14 protein-coding genes are annotated in these 16,242 nt (G+C 64.7%); 4 read left to right on the forward strand and 10 right to left on the reverse strand.

Annotated features, from left to right (window positions below):
* Window positions 1-36: 36 nt before the first annotated feature.
* From DBZ45_RS05450 to DBZ45_RS05460, 3 genes are all read right to left on the reverse strand, one after another.
* The gene (locus DBZ45_RS05450; RefSeq protein WP_111903008.1) at window positions 37-1,032 is read right to left on the reverse strand and encodes a sugar phosphate isomerase/epimerase family protein; all 996 of its coding nucleotides are present in this window, start codon (window positions 1,030-1,032) and stop codon (window positions 37-39) included.
* 285 nt (window positions 1,033-1,317) lie between these two features.
* Entirely contained in the window at window positions 1,318-2,049 is a 732-nt protein-coding gene (locus tag DBZ45_RS05455; RefSeq protein ID WP_223256943.1) for a GntR family transcriptional regulator, read from the reverse strand.
* 146 nt (window positions 2,050-2,195) lie between these two features.
* On the reverse strand, window positions 2,196-3,269 hold the full coding sequence (locus DBZ45_RS05460; RefSeq protein ID WP_111902908.1) for an alkene reductase: 1,074 nt from the start codon (window positions 3,267-3,269) through the stop codon (window positions 2,196-2,198).
* A 313-nt stretch (window positions 3,270-3,582) separates the two neighbouring features.
* Here DBZ45_RS05460 and DBZ45_RS05465 point away from each other — a divergent pair, with 313 nt between their 5' ends.
* Window positions 3,583-4,578 carry a patatin-like phospholipase family protein gene (locus DBZ45_RS05465; protein ID WP_190243025.1) on the forward strand — a complete coding sequence of 332 codons (996 nt, stop codon included), beginning with the start codon at window positions 3,583-3,585 and terminating at the stop codon, window positions 4,576-4,578.
* A gap of 79 nt (window positions 4,579-4,657) precedes the next feature.
* Here the strand turns inward: DBZ45_RS05465 and DBZ45_RS23165 are convergent, their stop codons facing one another.
* The 3 genes from DBZ45_RS23165 to DBZ45_RS05480 all read right to left on the reverse strand — a co-directional run bounded on the left by DBZ45_RS23165 (window position 4,658) and on the right by DBZ45_RS05480 (window position 8,245).
* Entirely contained in the window at window positions 4,658-5,596 is a 939-nt protein-coding gene (locus tag DBZ45_RS23165; protein WP_223256944.1) for a PKD domain-containing protein, read from the reverse strand.
* A 9-nt stretch (window positions 5,597-5,605) separates the two neighbouring features.
* Window positions 5,606-6,073 (reverse strand): DUF6318 family protein, encoded by a 468-nt coding sequence (locus DBZ45_RS05475; RefSeq protein WP_111902909.1) that lies wholly within the window; start codon window positions 6,071-6,073, stop codon window positions 5,606-5,608.
* Window positions 6,074-6,475: 402 nt separating this feature from the next.
* Window positions 6,476-8,245, reverse strand: a complete 1,770-nt coding sequence (locus DBZ45_RS05480; RefSeq protein WP_111902910.1) for a purine-cytosine permease family protein — start codon at window positions 8,243-8,245, stop codon at window positions 6,476-6,478.
* Window positions 8,246-8,446: 201 nt separating this feature from the next.
* Here DBZ45_RS05480 and DBZ45_RS05485 point away from each other — a divergent pair, with 201 nt between their 5' ends.
* Entirely contained in the window at window positions 8,447-8,881 is a 435-nt protein-coding gene (locus DBZ45_RS05485; RefSeq protein ID WP_111902911.1) for a pyridoxamine 5'-phosphate oxidase family protein, read from the forward strand.
* Window positions 8,882-8,919: 38 nt separating this feature from the next.
* A complete protein-coding gene (locus DBZ45_RS05490) occupies window positions 8,920-9,345 on the forward strand; it encodes a very short patch repair endonuclease (RefSeq protein ID WP_111902912.1) in 426 nt (141 codons plus the stop codon).
* Window positions 9,346-9,362: 17 nt separating this feature from the next.
* Here the strand turns inward: DBZ45_RS05490 and DBZ45_RS05495 are convergent, their stop codons facing one another.
* Window positions 9,363-10,118: a response regulator transcription factor gene (locus DBZ45_RS05495; protein WP_190243026.1), complete on the reverse strand. Its 756-nt coding sequence runs from the start codon at window positions 10,116-10,118 to the stop codon at window positions 9,363-9,365.
* Between the two features lie 101 nt (window positions 10,119-10,219).
* Between DBZ45_RS05495 and DBZ45_RS05500 the strand changes: the two genes are divergently transcribed.
* Window positions 10,220-11,911, forward strand: coding sequence for a sensor histidine kinase (locus DBZ45_RS05500; RefSeq protein ID WP_111902913.1), 1,692 nt, complete (start codon window positions 10,220-10,222; stop codon window positions 11,909-11,911).
* 8 nt (window positions 11,912-11,919) lie between these two features.
* Here the strand turns inward: DBZ45_RS05500 and DBZ45_RS05505 are convergent, their stop codons facing one another.
* The 3 genes from DBZ45_RS05505 to DBZ45_RS05515 all read right to left on the reverse strand — a co-directional run bounded on the left by DBZ45_RS05505 (window position 11,920) and on the right by DBZ45_RS05515 (window position 16,232).
* Entirely contained in the window at window positions 11,920-12,468 is a 549-nt protein-coding gene (locus DBZ45_RS05505) for a TetR/AcrR family transcriptional regulator (RefSeq protein WP_111902914.1), read from the reverse strand.
* Window positions 12,469-12,691: 223 nt separating this feature from the next.
* Window positions 12,692-13,888 (reverse strand): 5-methylcytosine restriction system specificity protein McrC, encoded by a 1,197-nt coding sequence (locus DBZ45_RS05510; RefSeq protein ID WP_111903013.1) that lies wholly within the window; start codon window positions 13,886-13,888, stop codon window positions 12,692-12,694.
* Window positions 13,889-14,000: 112 nt separating this feature from the next.
* Entirely contained in the window at window positions 14,001-16,232 is a 2,232-nt protein-coding gene (locus DBZ45_RS05515) for an McrB family protein (RefSeq protein WP_111902915.1), read from the reverse strand.
* Window positions 16,233-16,242 lie beyond the last annotated feature (10 nt).

Genomic DNA, 16,242 nt, shown 5'->3' on the forward strand with positions numbered 1-16,242 from the left:
TGGTCAGTTCTGCTGGGTTTCTTGGGGCAGGCGCCTCTAGTGAGCGACGGCGGCGGGCTGCTGCCGCCCCTGCGCCACCTGGCTCTGGCCGAGGGCGTAGCCGTCCTTCTTCGGCAGGACGTGGCGGCGCAGGTAGTCCTGGTTGCTGGCCGTCACGGAGAGTCCGTCGCCGCCGTAGTGCTCGGTGCACAGGATGCCCTGGAAGCCAACGGACAGGGCGACCTTGAACGCGTCGCGGTAGTTGATGAGGCCGCTTTCCATGGGGGCAGGCATGGCGACGTACATGTCGCGGGCCACGTCCTCGTCACGGATGTAGTTCTTCATGTGCCAGTAGTTGGAGTACGGCAGCGTCTTGGCAACCATTTCGCGCCAGTCCTCGATGGGCCGGTGCAGGCGGATCAGGTTGCCCAGGTCCGGGTTGAGGCCGACGTTGGAGAGTCCGATGTCCTGGACGAACTGCACGGAGGAGTCCGCGGTGCCGATGTAGGTGTCCTCGTACATCTCCAGCGAGAGCAGGACGCCCACCTCTGCGGCGTGCCGGCCCAGTTCCTGGAAACGGGCGACGGCGTTGTTCCAGGCTTCCTTGTCCCCTGCCGGGTCCTTGTAACCTTCGACGGTCCAGAACCAGAGGTGCTTCTGCTGCTCCGGAGTGATTGCCTGATGCAGGCCGAAGGAGACCACTTCGCAGCCGAGCTCAGCGGCGGCGTCGATGGTGCGGTGACTGTACGCCAGGTTGTCCTCCCACTTGCCCTCCTCGATGATGCTTCGGCGGATGGCGGAGATGACCGGAATCCCAATGCCCACGTTGTCGGCCGTCTGCTTGAATTCGGCGAGGCGCTCCTTGCTCAGGTCACCGGGACGGACCCAGCTGTCAGTGAGGTCGGCGTTGGCAAAGCCGGCTTCCTTGACCTCGGTGAACACCTCAGCCCAGGCGGAGGCGTCGGCGTCGTTGATATGCGTGCCCTGGGCATCGACGCCCGGGAACTGCAGCAGGGCCGCGGTAATGGGCCAATTCTCGGCGGTGTAAGCCATGGTGTTCACTCCCTTGTGGAATCCTGTTTCCTATAGGATCTACTATCGCCTCAGAGTTGTCAAGGTCACAATTGTGGGTGGGAATGTGCAACGCTCAGCCATCGAAGATCCTATAGGGACGCGCCCTGCGTGTGAAGGGGGTCACGCTAGGGGCGCCCGGTCGGTGCATCTTCCACGCTACGCCTCCCCCAACCAAGTAGCAGCAGAGGGCGTTCCGAATGCCGGGAACACCCTCTGCTGCGGCCTACTCTGGGGCCCGCTGGCCTTTCGCTTCGCGTGTCCGGGCTACTCCTCCGGGGCGTCCGCCATGGCGCGTTCGCGGACCTTTTGAATGTGGGCGGCCATGGCGGCTTCAGCCTGCTCAGGATCGCCGCTGGACAATGCATCCAGGACCGACTGGTGCTCGGCGATCGCATTCTCGGCGTCGGTGATACCCACTCCCCCGAAAAGCCGGAAGCGCTGGACCTGTCCGCCGAGCGCGGCGTACGCGCCGACGAGGAACTGGTTGTCCGTCTGCTGGGCGATCAGCTGATGGAAGCGCTCATCGGCCTCGAGGTAGTCCTTGTACTCTGCAAAGGACGGGCCGCGCGGCGCGGACTTCAGCTCGGTGAGTGTTTGCTCAAGCTCGGCGAGACGGTGCGGGTTCAGGCGCGCGCAGGCCAGGCGGGCATTGACCGGCTCGATCGCGAGGCGGGCTTCCATAAGATCCGCGAAGTCCTCGCGGGTGAACACCGGGGCCACTCGGTAACCCTTAAGCGCCACCCGGCGGACCATGCCGGTGTGTTCCAGGCGAGCCAGCGCCTCGCGGACGGGGGTCGGGGAAACGTCCAGGTCGCGGGCAGTTCCATCGATACTGACGGCGGCGCCGGGTTCCAGCCTGCCGTCCATGAGGGAGGCCAGCAGCTCCTCGTACACATGGTCGGCCAGGACCTGGCGACTGACGGTCCTGCTTCCCTTGCGCCCGGTCTGATCCTCGGGCAGGTTCCCGGCGCGGGTTCCGTTGGACGCTTTTTGCATGTTCAGATCCTATAGGGACGCCTCCAGGAAGAACGCAAGCTAGTCCCGCGGATGACCCTTCGGGCTTGGTTAAACCACTGGAACCGCCCGACGACCGGGCGGTTCCAGTGCTTACTAACGAGGGCTCTGACGGAGCAGTGCCGGGGCTAGGCCGGCTGGTACACCGGGTAGTCGGTGTAGCCCTTGCGGCCTTCGCCGTAGAACGTGGACGGGTCCGGCTCGTTCAGCGGCAGGCCCTCGCGCCAGCGGCGGGCGAGGTCCGGGTTGGCGATGGCGGGCCGGCCCACCACGACGGCGTCCGCGTGGCCGTCGGCGACCAGAGACAGTGCCTCCTCGCGGGTGGTGATGACGCCGAAGCCGGTGTTGACCAGGAACGTCCCGTTAAAGCGGGACCTCAGGTCCTGGACCAGGTCGCCGGTCGGGTCGGCGTGCAGGATGCTCAGGTAGGCCAGGTCCAGCGGGGCGATGGAGTTGACCAGCACATCGTAGGTTGCGCGGACGTCGGCGGCATCGGTCTCTTCGATGCCCTGGACCTTGTGTTCGGGCGAGATGCGGATGCCGACGCGGTTGGCACCCAGCGCCTCCACGACGGCGTTCACCGTCTCAATGACGAAGCGGGCGCGGTTTTCGGGCGAGCCGCCGTAGCTGTCGGTGCGGATGTTGGTGTTCGGCGCCAGGAACTCGTGGAGAAGGTAACCGTTGGCGGAGTGCAGCTCAACGCCGTCGAACCCTGCCTCGATCGCGTTGCGCGACGCGGTGACGATTTCCTCGCGGACGATGGGCAGCTCGTCGGTGGAGAGCTCGTGCGGCACCGGGTGCGGCTGCTTGCCCTTGTAGGTTCGCGTCTCACCTTCGACGGCGATCGCGCTGGGGGCCACGACGGGGTGGCCGCCATTGATGTCCTCGTGCGAGACGCGTCCGCCGTGCATGATCTGGGCGAAAATCCGGCCACCCTCGGCGTGGACTGCGTCGGTGACCTTCTTCCAGCCGGCGATCTGTTCGGGGGTCACCAGCCCGGGCTGTCCCGGGTAGGAGCGGCCAGCCGGGCTGGGGAAGATCCCCTCGCTGACGATCAGGCCGAGCGACGCACGCTGGCGGTAGTGCTCCACCACGAGCGGGCCGGGGACGCCCTCCTGGCCTGTACGGACACGGGTCAGCGGTGCCATGACGAGGCGGTTGGGAAGTTCGAGCTCGCCGAGAGTCAGCGGGGAAAACAGCATGCGGAGTTCCTTTCAGAATGCATTAGGTTCACCAGCTGTAACTGCCTAGCGCGTGCAACTATTCCGGGTGTGGCGGAGTTCACCATCCCGGATGGCGGGCGGCGCGTTCGTCGGCGCTACTGCACCTGGCTTGTGCCCATTGCGCACCACGACACTGGTGTGCGACTATTCCCGTGATCGTGATCTATCGACAGGAGGTGAGACCCATGAACGCAGTATCCGCAATGGGCGCTCCCCTGCAGTCCACGATCGCGCGACTGAGCTAGTCGCCACCGGGAGCGCCTTCACAGGCAATTCGCGAAAGGCGACTCCCATGAACACAACACCTTCTTCAACTCCGCGCTCTGCCTCGATGACGGGCTCGGACAGTCCGAAGTCCGACCAGGATCAGCGGCAAGTCGCCGCAACAATCCGGCTGCGGGCCGCGGGCGCGCGAGCTTTGGTCCTTGGTGGCGGCGGATCGACGGGCAACGCGTGGTTGATTGGTGTCATCGCCGGCCTGTTCGAGGCCGGGCTGGACGTGACCGACGCTGATTTGGTCATCGGGACGTCGGCCGGATCGACGGCCGCAGCCCAGATAACTGGCGCTCCCCCCATCGAGCTGTTGGCCGCGATCCTTGCTGCGGCACCCCAGCAACAGACCGCTCCGATGGGATCCGACGGTGGACGCGTTTCGATCAGGCCGGTGACCGACCACATGGAGAGAACGAGCGCGATCATCGCCGCCGCCGAGGATGCGGCCGACATGCGCCGCAGAATGGGCGCGGCGGCACTCGCTATGGACGCGGCGCCGGACCGCGCCGGACAAACACGGTGGCGGGCTATCGTCGCCGCCCGGCTTCCCAGCCAGCTTTGGCCGCAACGGCGGATGCTCATCACTGCCGTCAATGCCCAAACCGGTGAACCCGCCGTGTTCGACCGCCACAGCGGGGTCGACTTGGTGGACGCCATCGCCGCAAGCTGTGCCAGTGGCTTCGCCTACAGGATCGGCGACAGCAGATACATCGACGGCGGCTACCGAACCAACGCGGATAATGCCGACCTAGCAGCCGGGTACGGGCGGGTGTTGGTACTCTCGCCGTTCGGAGGCAGATCGCGGACGCCGGTGGACTGGGGCATGCATCTCGGGACACAGGTCGACGAGCTACGCGCACGCGGCAGTAAAGTCGAGACGATTTTCCCGGACAGCAAATCTGAGCACATGTTTGGCGCCAATGCGATGGCTTTGTCGCTGCGTCCACCGGCTGCTCGGGCTGGTTACGACCAGGGCCGAGCCCTTGCCGAACAGCTCCTGGAATTCTGGCGCTGACGATCTCGCTCGCGTCGTACGGGTCGCCAGAATGTCCGCTTTGAGGAGGATCGCGAAATCGATTCAAGTCTCCGGCCTTTCAGCCAGCCGAACCCGGGCAGCCTTCTCCCCGTGGATTGGTCAGACAGTCGTCCGCGTAATTGCGCGTTACCGAGCGCCAAACGCTCACCGTCTGGGCTGGTGAGCTGAACTGGCCCTGATTGGGGATGGGAAGATCCGGCCCTCCGTTCACGGAATAGGTTCCCTGGAAGTAGGTGGTGAGGACGACGCTGAAGTCGCCGGTCGCCGCGTAGGCGTGGCTGGTCCGGGTCTTCTCACCCCAGCGGTCCTGCGGGAGCGGGCCGCCGGTGGTGGTTGTGGGGCCGAGCGATGACCCGTCGCCGTAGTCCCAGCGGTACTGGACAGGCTTGGCGGTGATGTGAATTTTCTGGGCAAGGATGGTGATGTCGAATGGCTGTTCTGCGGCTTTAGCGTAGAAGTTGGTGTCGGCGCCACGGAGAGTATGCGGGCTGGGCTGCGCGGTCAATGTTCCCGGGATGACGGGCAGCCTATCGAATTCTCTTTGAATGCGAGCCGCGATTCGGGGTAGAAGGTCTTCGGGACTCCTGTCGTAGAGGCATGTGGGGCCCCCGCCATTTCCTTGCCAGTCCGTCCAAGTAGGATTCTCAACCGACCTAGGCGCGACCTTCCAAACCACGGGAACGCCGGGTTTACCATCGGCTCGCGGGGGACACACACGCTGGTTGGCCAGGCAATCAATAGCTAGATTGCCGTCATCCACCTGGCACTGCGGAAAAGCGTTGTATTGGTTCGGGTCTTCACTGACGTGGCCCGGCGGGGCGGGCAGCATTTCCCCGGTCGCTTCATCTCGGACCCAGATGATCGCGGTGATCCCTGAGTTTTCAAAACCAGACGTGCCGCCGTAATCGTCGTCATTGTCGGACGCCGCGCTTATTTGTGGAAGCCAGCCAGCGAACGCTAAGGCGAGAAGCACAGAACACAGCGTTCTACTTTTCATAGCGGGTCTCTACCGAACAAGGTGCATGTCGGGGACGCTCCATTTACCCTTCGTATGGACAGCAATTACGACTACCGCCGTATTTGTTCCTGGCTCGGGGCTACGTCCCACAGTCTTATCGGCTTTGTAGTACTGCGTTACCTCTTGAATGACCTGCACCACAACCTGCTGGCTCGTGGAATTGGCCTTGAACTTCGATTGCACAGAAGGCGTCTTGAGCCGACCACCAACCTGCCAACGTCCATCCCTGTACCCAACAGAGACGCTAGTTTTCAAATTGGAACAGAAGGCGCAGGAGTTCCCCGTCAGCGCGGACCACGACGTGAGGTCGCCGGTTTCATATCCATAATTGAGCAGAGAGAACCAATACTTCGTAAAAGCCTCCAGCCCCTCTTTCGTATTCTTGTCCGCCAAGGCTGGCTTGACCGGCACGGGGACGTTCTGCGCTCTCCCCTTGGCGTCGGCAGGCTTGTACACGGGCGTCGGCTTGGGCGTGGCAGTGGCACTAGGTGTGGCAGAAGCGGACTGGGCTGGCGACACCACGGCCGTAGCGGTAGGACCAGCCTGCGGGTCCCCGCCGCCGCTGCAGCCGCTAAGCGCAATGACGGACACGGCGACGGCGGAGATTAGAGGCAGACGGAGGCGTTCAGAAATGCAGGTACGAGAAGTCATGCGCTAATCCCCCCGGATAGGTTTCAAGACATCTGTGTCCGAACAATGGTTAAAGGGTAACCGAGATCACACCCTCCAGCTCAAAGTTATCCACAGCCTCGTCGGCAACCAGGCGCACCCCGCGGCACAACACAAAGCGGGCCCGGCAAGAACCTCACCGGACCCGCTTCATTCCTGATCATGGCGCCACTCACGCCCTACACAGCACTACACCGCTGCGCCCCCGCGCTGCGCCGGCAGAACCAGCTCCCCCGTCTTATCCGTCGACAAGGCGAGCGACGAAACATACTGGGGTTCACCGTCGGGCCCGTCTTGGGCAGAGCGCATCATGTCCGGGCGCTCGAACTCAATCCCGGTCACATGGCAGAGCAGCTTGGCGTCGCTGGGGTTCCCGTCGGCGTCGAACATCGGCAGGTCAATGCCATCGTCCGCGCGGCGCAGGTAGTACCTGCCCTTGGTCAGGACGGCCAGAACCGGCGGCAGGACGAGCGCCAGCCCCACCGCGAAGATCGGTGAGTACGGCTGGATACCGGAGCCAAAGGCACCGAAGAACACTGCGATGGACACCCCGGCGGAAACCAGCATGGACACAAATCCCACCGGGTTCACCGCATGCAGCATGCCGCGCCGGAATTCGGGCGTCTTGGGTGAGATCTTCAGCAGATACTTGTTGATGGCGATGTCCGAGGCCACCGTCACCACCCAGGCCATGGCGCAGTTGGCGTAGAAGCCCAGAATTGTGTTGAGGAAGTCGAACATGTTCGCTTCCATCAGGACCAACGCAATCAGCAGGTTCACCGCCACGAACACCATGCGCCCGGGGTAGGTCTTGGTCACGCGGGTGAAGCTGTTAGTCCATGCCAGCGAGCCGGAGTAGGCGTTGGTGACGTTTATCTTGATCTGGGAAATGACCACCAGCACCACGGCGAGGCTCATCGCCAGCCAGGCCGGCATCATCTCCTCGTAGACGCCGAGGAACTGGTGCACTGGCTCATTCGCCGTGGCCGAGGCTGCCGGATCCAGCTTGGCGATCAGGTAGACGGCGATGAACATGCCCACGATTTGCTTGACGGCGCCGAACAGAACCCAACCCGGGCCGGCAAGGACGACGGCACGCCACCACGCGCCCTTGTTTTCGGCGGTCTTGGGCGGCATGAACCGCAGGTAGTCGATCTGTTCCGCGATCTGCGCCATCAACGACAGGCAGACGCCGGCGGCCAGCATGACCGAGGCCAGGTTGGTGCCCGCAGCACCCGAATTCCCGGTGTACGCGAAGAAGTCATCGATGCTGCCGGGGTGGGACACCAGCAGGTAGCCGACCGGAACCACCATGAGGAGCAGCCACAGGGGCGTGGTCCAGACCTGGAGTTTGGCCAAGGTGTTCATCCCGTAAATGACGAGCGGAATGATGATGATCGTGGACGCGGCGTAACCCAACCATTGCGGAATTCCCAGCCCCAGTTCGAGGCCCTGCGCCATGATCGACCCCTCGAGCGCAAAGAAGATAAACGTGAAAGTTGCGAAAATCACGTTCGTCACCACTGAGCCGTAGTAGCCGAACCCGGAACCGCGCGTAATCAGGTCAAGATCAATGTTGTAGCGGGCCGCATAATAGGCAAGTGGAAAACCCGTGGCGAAAATAATCACGGCGGCCACAACAATTCCGAGGATTGCGTTCGCCGTGCCGTAGGCGATCCCGATATTGGCCCCAATCGAGAAATCAGCCAGGTAGGCAATGCCTCCCAGCGCGCTCGTCGCCACCACGCCCGCGCTCCACTTGCGGTAAGAGCGCGGTGCGAACCTGAGGGTGTAATCCTCCAGGCTTTCCTTCGTGGCGCTCATGGCGTCCGTGTTGGTGGCCGCTGCGTTGCCACCCACTCGTGGCCGCTTGGTCTTAAGCCCGACGGCGGGACGTCCGACGGCGCCACCGCCGCCCGGGCTGTCCGTCAGTTCGCTGTCCTTCAGGTCATTAGTCATGAGGCATCCGCTTTCGTCACCAATTTGTCCCTGCCGACGCTAGTCACACCGTGCGACAGCCCGGTTCCGGCTGTATTACAGCGATGTAAAGAGTCCCAAGCGCCCCTCAATCCAGCCTTACCCCGTAGCGCTAGCGCGGTGACTGCGAAAATCCGTCCGTACCCCTATCCTTTTTCTACAAGGTGTAGAAGAATGGAGCGCATGATGTTCGACCACACCGACGGCGATCCCATCCTGGTCCTCGACGAAGAGCAGTGCTGGCAGCTTCTGGAGGGCACCCAGCACGGCCGCCTGGTGGTCACCGTGGCGGGCGAGCCGGATATCTTCCCCGTCAACTACGTGACCAGCCGGAGGAAGCTGTACTTCCGCACCGCGCCGGGCAACAAACTCGCGCAGGTGACCATCAATGGCAGGGTCCTGTTCGAGACCGACGGCATCATGTCAGACCAGGCGTGGTCCGTGGTGATCCGCGGCACCGCCCGTGTCCTGAGCAAGTCAGCGGAGATTGCCGAGGCTGAAGAGTTGGGGCTCGCATCCTGGGTACCCACGTTGAAGGACTTCTACGTCGAGATCGATCCCGGCTCCGTGAGCGGCCGGCACTTCCAGTTTGGCGAGCAGCCGGAGCGCGATTTCTAACCCAATTTCCTGCAGCGCGGCCAGCCTAGACTGGAAACATGGCGGACCGGCTGACCCCTGAGCAGCGCAGCTTGAACATGTCCCGGATCCGGGGCAAGAACACCAAGCCTGAACTGATGGTGCGCAGCCTCCTGCACGCCAAGGGCTACCGTTACCGCCTCCACGGCGCCTCGCGCGGCATCAAGCTGCCCGGCAATCCGGATCTCGTCTTCGCCGGCCGCCGCAAGGTCATCTTCGTCAACGGCTGCTTCTGGCACTTCCATGACTGCAAGGTGGGCCAGCACGCCCCCAAGGCAAACGCCGAATTTTGGGAAACGAAACGTACCCGCACGCGGGACCGCGACGCCAGCCAGCGCCATCAGCTCGAAAACGACGGCTGGGAGGTTCTCACCGTCTGGGAGTGCGAACTCAGGGACATGTCCGCCGTCGAGAAACAGCTGGAGCTGTTCCTCGCGACGGGCTGACCAAAATTAAGTGGGGCTCAGCTCTCGGCCGGGGCCAGCCGGTAGCCCACGCCGCGGACAGTCTGCAGCCAGCGCGGATTCTGTGCCGAGTCGCCGAGCTTCTTCCGCAGGTTGCCCATGTGTACCTCAACGGACCGCTCGTCCGCCTCACTGATGTAACTTCCGACGTCGTACGGTTCGTCCCGCAGTCGTCGCACCAGATCCGCTTTGGTACGGACCATGCGGCCCGCCTCGAGCAGGGCGTGCAGCAGGTCGAACTCGGTGCGGGTCAGGCTCAGCTCCTGGCCGTCGACGGCAACGGTCCGGGAATCGTAGCTCAGGTCCAGGCCGTTGTGGGTGTACTTCCGACCCTCGTTCGTGGCGGCGGAAGGTGAGCCGGCCTCTTCGGCGAGATCCGGCGTCGAACGCGGACGCCGCATCATGGCGGCCACACGGGCACGCAGCTCGCGCGGACGGAACGGCTTGGTGAGGTAGTCATCCGCGCCCGACTCAAGGCCGATCAGGGTGTCCAGCTCTTCGGCACGGGCTGTAAGCATGACGATGTAGGCGTCGGAGAACTGGCGGATCTGCCGTGCGACTTCAAAGCCGTCGATGTCCGGCAGTCCGAGGTCGAGCGTGATGACCGCCGGGTCCAGTTCCTTGGCGGCAAGTACGCCCTCGGCTCCGCTGCTTGCGGCGCGCACCTCAAAACCGGCCTGCGTCAGAACGACCCGTACCAATTCGCGAATATCATGGTCATCCTCGATGACCAGTCCCACGCGTGTATCACCCATCGCAGCCCCCTCAGCCCGCTACATCCCGTCTGCAGTATAGCTCCCGGCGGATATCCTGCTCCTATGCGTTTCTCACGCCCCGTCCGGATGGACCCGCGCCCATGAGCAGTATCGCCTGGAAAGATCCATCCGGCCGGATCCTGCTCTTCCGCAAGCCATTCCACGAGTATTCCCTGCGGGGCAGGGTGATGCTGAGCCAAACGCCGCTCACCGTGACGGCAGGAATCACAGCTTTTCTTATTCTGGCGTTCTTCCCTGAAACACTGCTCAATCCCCTTTTCATCAGTTTTCTGCTGTCACAGGCAGTCATACTGATCCTTTGCTACGCCGTGCCCTGGCACCGGCTGCCGTACCCCGCGTTTCTGGCAGTACCCATCCTGGACCTGGTGTCGATCTGCCTGGGCAGGGAAGGCGGCCAGGACAGCCTGACGGGAATCAGCCTCATGGCGGTTTTTCCGGTGATCTGGTTATGCGCCTCCGGACTGTTCCCCAAAGCCGCTGTGGCAATATCCTTCTTCGGCCCGTTGGCAATCATCTGGGTGCCACTGTTTCTGCGTGGGGCCGTCTCCGGCCAGGATCTGGCACGCTCCTTCCTGCTGCCCGTGATGATGCTGGGCATCGGCGTAACCGTGTCCGTCATGACGCTCAGCATGGTCCGGCAGCAGCGGGACCTGGAGGAGCAACAGCGTGACCTGGAGGAAAAGGACTCCCAGCTCCGGGGTGTGCTGGCCGGCAGCAAACGCCAGGAACGGCTATTGAATACGGTCCTGGACACGGTGCATCTGGGTGTCCTCGCCGTCGATGCGCAGGGCAATGACATTCTGATGAACCGCAAGCAGCGCCAGCATCACCAGTTGGCTTCGCCGCCTAGCATCGACGATCCCAACGAGTCCCAACTGCTGGTGTTCTCCGCCGACAGGACTACCCTGGTCCCCGTCGACCAGCGGCCCGTCCGTCGTGCGATTCTCGGCGAGGAGTTCACCGACTACCTGGTGTGGCTCGGAGCGGGCGCCGAACAGCGTGCGATCTCCACCAGTGCGAGGCCCATGGAGGACCAGGACGGGAACTTCGCGGGCTCCGTCATCGTGTTCAGCGACGTCACCGAGCTGGTGAACGCCCTGGCTGCCAAGGACGATTTCGTCTCCAACGTCTCCCACGAATTCCGGACGCCGCTCACTTCGATTCTTGGCTACGTCGAGCTTCTGTTGGACGACGACGACGACCTCACCGACTCCCAGCGCGGCCCCCTGGAAATCATCCGGCGGAACTCGGAGCGGCTGCTCACGCTGGTCTCGGACCTGCTCTCTAGCCGCAACGGCCAACTGCTCGTCACCCCGGAAGCTGTGAACGTGGCCGAGCTGGTGCGCACCAGCGTCACCGCCGCCCTGCCCCGCGCCGCGGAATCCAGCATCCACCTCCGCGCCGACGCCCCGGAGAGGCTGGAGGCCCACATCGATGCCGCCCGCATCTCGCAGGTGCTGGACAACCTCGTGTCGAACGCCATCAAGTACTCTCCCGACGGCGGCGACGTGGTGGTGTCGCTGCGCACTGAGGACGGCCACATGATGTGCAGCGTGAGCGATACAGGCATGGGGATGAGCCAGCAGGACCAAGAGGAGGTCTTCGCCAAGTTCTTCCGGTCCGCAGCCGTCCGCAATTCGGCGATTCCCGGCGTCGGACTCGGGCTTTCCATCAGCAAGGCCATCGTGGAAGCCCACGGAGGCCGCGTTTCGCTGCGCAGCGAAGTGGGGAAAGGCACCACGTTTACGTTTGCGGTGCCGGTGCAGAACTGAGCTGCCGTCTACGCCCGGTGGTCCTCGATGAGCCAGCCGGCCAGCCGGCGGGCGCGCCGGGCCGCGTCAAGGTCGCCCTCCGCCGCGGAGATGATCGAGCCCTTCATGAGGATGTGCCAGGACCGGGAAAAGTCATCGGTCCGCTGCAGCCCGGCCTCGTCCGCGAGCTGCTTCACGTGACCGCGGATCTTGGCGAGGTAGTCGATGCTGGCGCGTCCCAGCGGATGCGAGGCGCCCATCTCCAGCAGCACGTTGATGAAGGAACAGGCTTCAAAGTCGGTGCGGTGGAACCAGTCGGAGAAGACATCGAAAATGGCAAGCAGCTGTTGTTCGGGGGTGTCCGCCCTGCGCCGGGCCTCCCCCACGATGGCGTTGAGGGTCCACACCTGGTCGCGTTTCTCGAGGAACGCAAGTACGAGCTCGTCTTTGGAAGCGAAGTGGCGGTAGAAGGTGGCCTTTGCGACGCCGGAGCTGCTGATGAGTTCATTGATTCCGACGTCCCGGACCCCCCGTCGGGCAAAGAGGTCGTAGGCCGCGCTGACGATTCGTTCGTGCATCCTGGCAGCACCGGTCGCCGCAATCTCCTCGCCATACGTCCGGCCTCCCGATGTGAGCGGGCCACCCGGCGCGGCGGTAGGCTGCGGTCCAGTTTGAAGCCCTCCGGAAGGTTCGCTCCCGGCGCTCCACGGCTCGGAGCTGGGTACCTCTGCCATTAGGAACAGTCTAGCCCAAATTGCAAGACAGACCTGTCTGTCTTGGGCGATTTTCATACAGGTGCGACTAGCGGCCGAGGCTCGCCTGGCGCACCACTTCTCCCCAGGACTGCTCGGCAAGGTCGGCGACCGCTGCCAGGATCTCCGACGGCGGCCGGGAAAGATCCAGCGGAAACTCGACGATGTCGATATCGGTGTTGAGGATCCGCCTTAGCTTGACTTCGCCAGCCCCCGCGTAGACCAGCCAGGCGGTGGGCACGCGCAAGGCCGTGCAGTAGGCCAGCATCTGGAAATGGTCCGCCGACAGGGAGGCGCCTTGGTCGGTGCCCGCGCGGTACTGGGCGTCGTACACCACCACCGGCCGGCCGCCCAGCAGGTGCACGGCATCCGGGCGCACTGTCAGGCGGTCCGAGTCCCGGACCGCCTCATTCAGCAGCGCGTTGTACTGCAGCCTCATCTCGCCGGGAAAGGCCGCCATGGCCCGGCGCAGCGCCGCGCCGACGAAATCCTCGAAGAGCTTGCCCATGTCGACGACGAAGGACGCCGTCTGGTGCTTGCCCTCCCCCGCCTCCGCGGAAGCGTTGCGCAGGATCACCTCGGAAAGCTTCAGCGCCGCGTGGTAGCGGAGGTTCATCCGGCTGGCCCGCCACGGCGGAAGCGGAGCGCCGGCGTGGAGGCGGGTGACGCCGTCGAGCTTTCCCTTCAGCTGCCGCAGGCGGCCCAGCACCTCCGGGCGGACACCGGGCACGCGGGACATGCGCTCGAGCGCGGCACGCAGGATGCGGTTCTCCGGGATGTCCTCGGTGAACTCGTCGTAGGACACTTCCAGCGGCACCAGCATCCCGGGCCGGCGGGATATCTGGTCCGAGATGCGGATGCGGCCCTTGACCGTGCGGAGCGACTCGTCGACCGTGACATAACCCTGCAGGACGCCACGCTGCAGCGCACGCTCGGCGAGCTGCACCAGCGACGCCGCCAGGGCACTCCACAGCTCGGCATCCTCGTCAGCCGCCACGGTGTCGTCGCGGAAGCCCTGGTCCCCGGCGTAGCTCAGCAGAAAGAGCAGCCGGCTCAGCCCGAGCCGGTCCTTCGGCCGCACGTCGAGCTGCACCCGCGGCGTTCGCACGGACCCCACCATGCCGACGGGCTCGATCCGGAACAATCCCATGCCCATCGGCGTTGCCTTGGCCAGGCCGCTGGAGTTCAGGAACGCGGCGCTTTCGGCGTCGAGCTTCTCCACGGTGCCGCCGGAGAGTTCGTCCAGGACGATGTGCCGCAGTGCCTGGGTGGAGCCGCGGCCGGCGCCGCCGCGAGATCCGGGCCGCGCGGCGCCGGCAGCCGTCGCAGAGTCGGCCATCACACCGAAACCGGCGGGGCTAGCGAGCCGCAAGGCGTCCCAGCAGCTGGTCCAGCCCGAAGCGCTCTTCCAGCTGGGCCCGGTTCAGCTGCCCGTGGTAGTGCTCTTCCAGCAACGGCATGAGCTCGTACTTCCAGATCCGGCGCAGGCCGGCTGGGGTCTGGGCGGCCTTCTTCATGAAGTAGGACGGCCCGATCATGAGGTCCCGGTCCCACTCGTCGATGGCCTGGTTGAGCGCGTCCAGCAGCAGCGCCGGCGTTGTGTCCAGCTGCCGGGCCTCCAGGAACCTCAGCAGCGACCCCTTCACCGGCTCGGTCTGCGGGTGCAGCTCGATGAAGGCGAAGCGGCGGCGGATCGCGGCGTCCATCATCGCGATGGAGCGGTCCGCGGTGTTCATGGTGCCGATGATATACAGGTTGTCCGGGAGCGTGAAGGGCTCGTTGGGGCTGTACTGCAGGTAGATCCGGTCATCGCGGTATTCCAGCAGGAAGTACAGCTCGCCGAACACCTTGGCCAGGTTGGCGCGGTTCATCTCGTCGATGATCAGGAAGTACGGCTTCGACTCGTTGCCGGGCTTGGCCGCCTCCTCCGCGAGCCGGCGCAGCGGCCCGGCCACGAGCTTGAAGGAAACCTGGCCTTCGTCGGTCTTGTCCGGCCTGTACCCCTCGAAGAAGTCCTCGTAGGCGTAGGACGGGTGGAACTGGACGAGCTTCACCCGCTCGTCGGTGCTGTCCTGCGCCAGTTCGGCGGCGAGGTGCTTGGCGAGGTAGGTCTTGCCGGTTCCCGGCGGGCCGTACAGCACCAGCTGCCGGTTCTCCTCCAGCAGATCGGCGATCTCCTGCAGCGGCTCGGCCTCCATGTGGAGGGAGTCCGCGAACTCCTGCGTCACCGGACGGAAGCCGCCCAGCACGGGGAGGGCGACGGTGGCGGGTGAGTCATCGGCGTCGGGCTCGGTTTCCGCCTCGGCGGGCAGCAGCGCCTGCAGGGCCTGCACCACCCGGGTGACGTCGACGACGATGCCCGGGGTGGCCAGCTGGCGCTGGATGTGCCGCGGCAGGTCGGTCACGGCGTGGGCTTCGTCGAACCAGCGCACCTTGCGGCGCATCCGCCGGTTGTCCCCGTTGTGGTCCGGCTCCCCAAGCACGACGCCGATCCGGACGGCTCCGGCGTTCTGGTACAGCGCGAAGTCGCCCGGCTTCATCACGGTCAGGAAAGCGAAGACGGCGGTTTTCGTGTCCTCCCGCTCCACGTAGCCGAGATGCTTGTAGTCCTCGTCCACAGCGTGCTGGACCAGCCCGGCGGTAACGCCGGCGTCGAGCAGGCGGAGGTGTTCGACGTCGAGCGTCACCTTCTCCTCTGCCTGCCAGGCAGCCAGGAGCTCGGCATTGTCGTGGTGGGTGCGCAGCAGCCAGGCGCGGCGGCCCGGATCCCCGACCTTCCGCCATTGGCTCACCAGCTGTCTGGCGTACCAGTCGATGCGCTGGCCGGCCTGCTCATCCAGGTGCAGGCGGATGCGGCGGATGTCGGCGGTGATTTCTTCCTCGCTGTCCCCCTTGGCCCCGCCGACGAGGGAGGCGAAGGCGTCCCTGATCTCCTGGCGTTCGATGTCGGCCACCACCGGCTCGAAGTAGCTGGGCCAGGCGAGGTATTCGATACTGCGCCGGATGGCCGGCTGGTCTTCGGGAGTGCCGGCCGCCAGCAGGTGGAAAGCCAGCGGATCCTTCAGTGCCTTATTGATGACGGCGGTGGATTGCCCGTCGACGTGCCGCACGAACCGGCAGAGCCATTTCAGGTGGTCCCAGATGGTCCAGTTGAACTCGGCAGTCCGGTCGCGGATAACGCCGTGGTCGGTCATGCCCTGGTACAGCTCCTCCGGGAGCTCCAGCGGCGGCTCGAGCCAGGACGCCGCCTCCGCGACGCGGGCACGCTTGACCTTGAGCGATTTGACCTCGTGCGCCAGCGGCAGGGACTGCAGGAAGAGGAGCTCCACGGCCAGCTGCTTCGCCGAAGGCGACGCGTCCGCCAGGTTGTGCCGCAGGTTGGTCATCATGGGTGCCTTGGCGTCCGCGACTCCCCGCTCAAGCCGTTCCAGCAGTTCCGCTGAGGCCTCGGCTGTCCACGTCTGCGTCCGGCCGTCCAGCGCCGACGGCCTGCCCTGCAGCCCGGCGCCGAGCACGAACCACGCGGCGTCCTCGATCTCCTTGGAGACTCCGAGGGCGCGGTGCATTGCAGGCTTTGGGGCGGGGGTCATGCGTTCAAAT

This window comes from Arthrobacter globiformis (genome assembly GCF_003261175.1).
GTDB lineage: Bacteria > Actinomycetota > Actinomycetes > Actinomycetales > Micrococcaceae > Arthrobacter > Arthrobacter globiformis_A.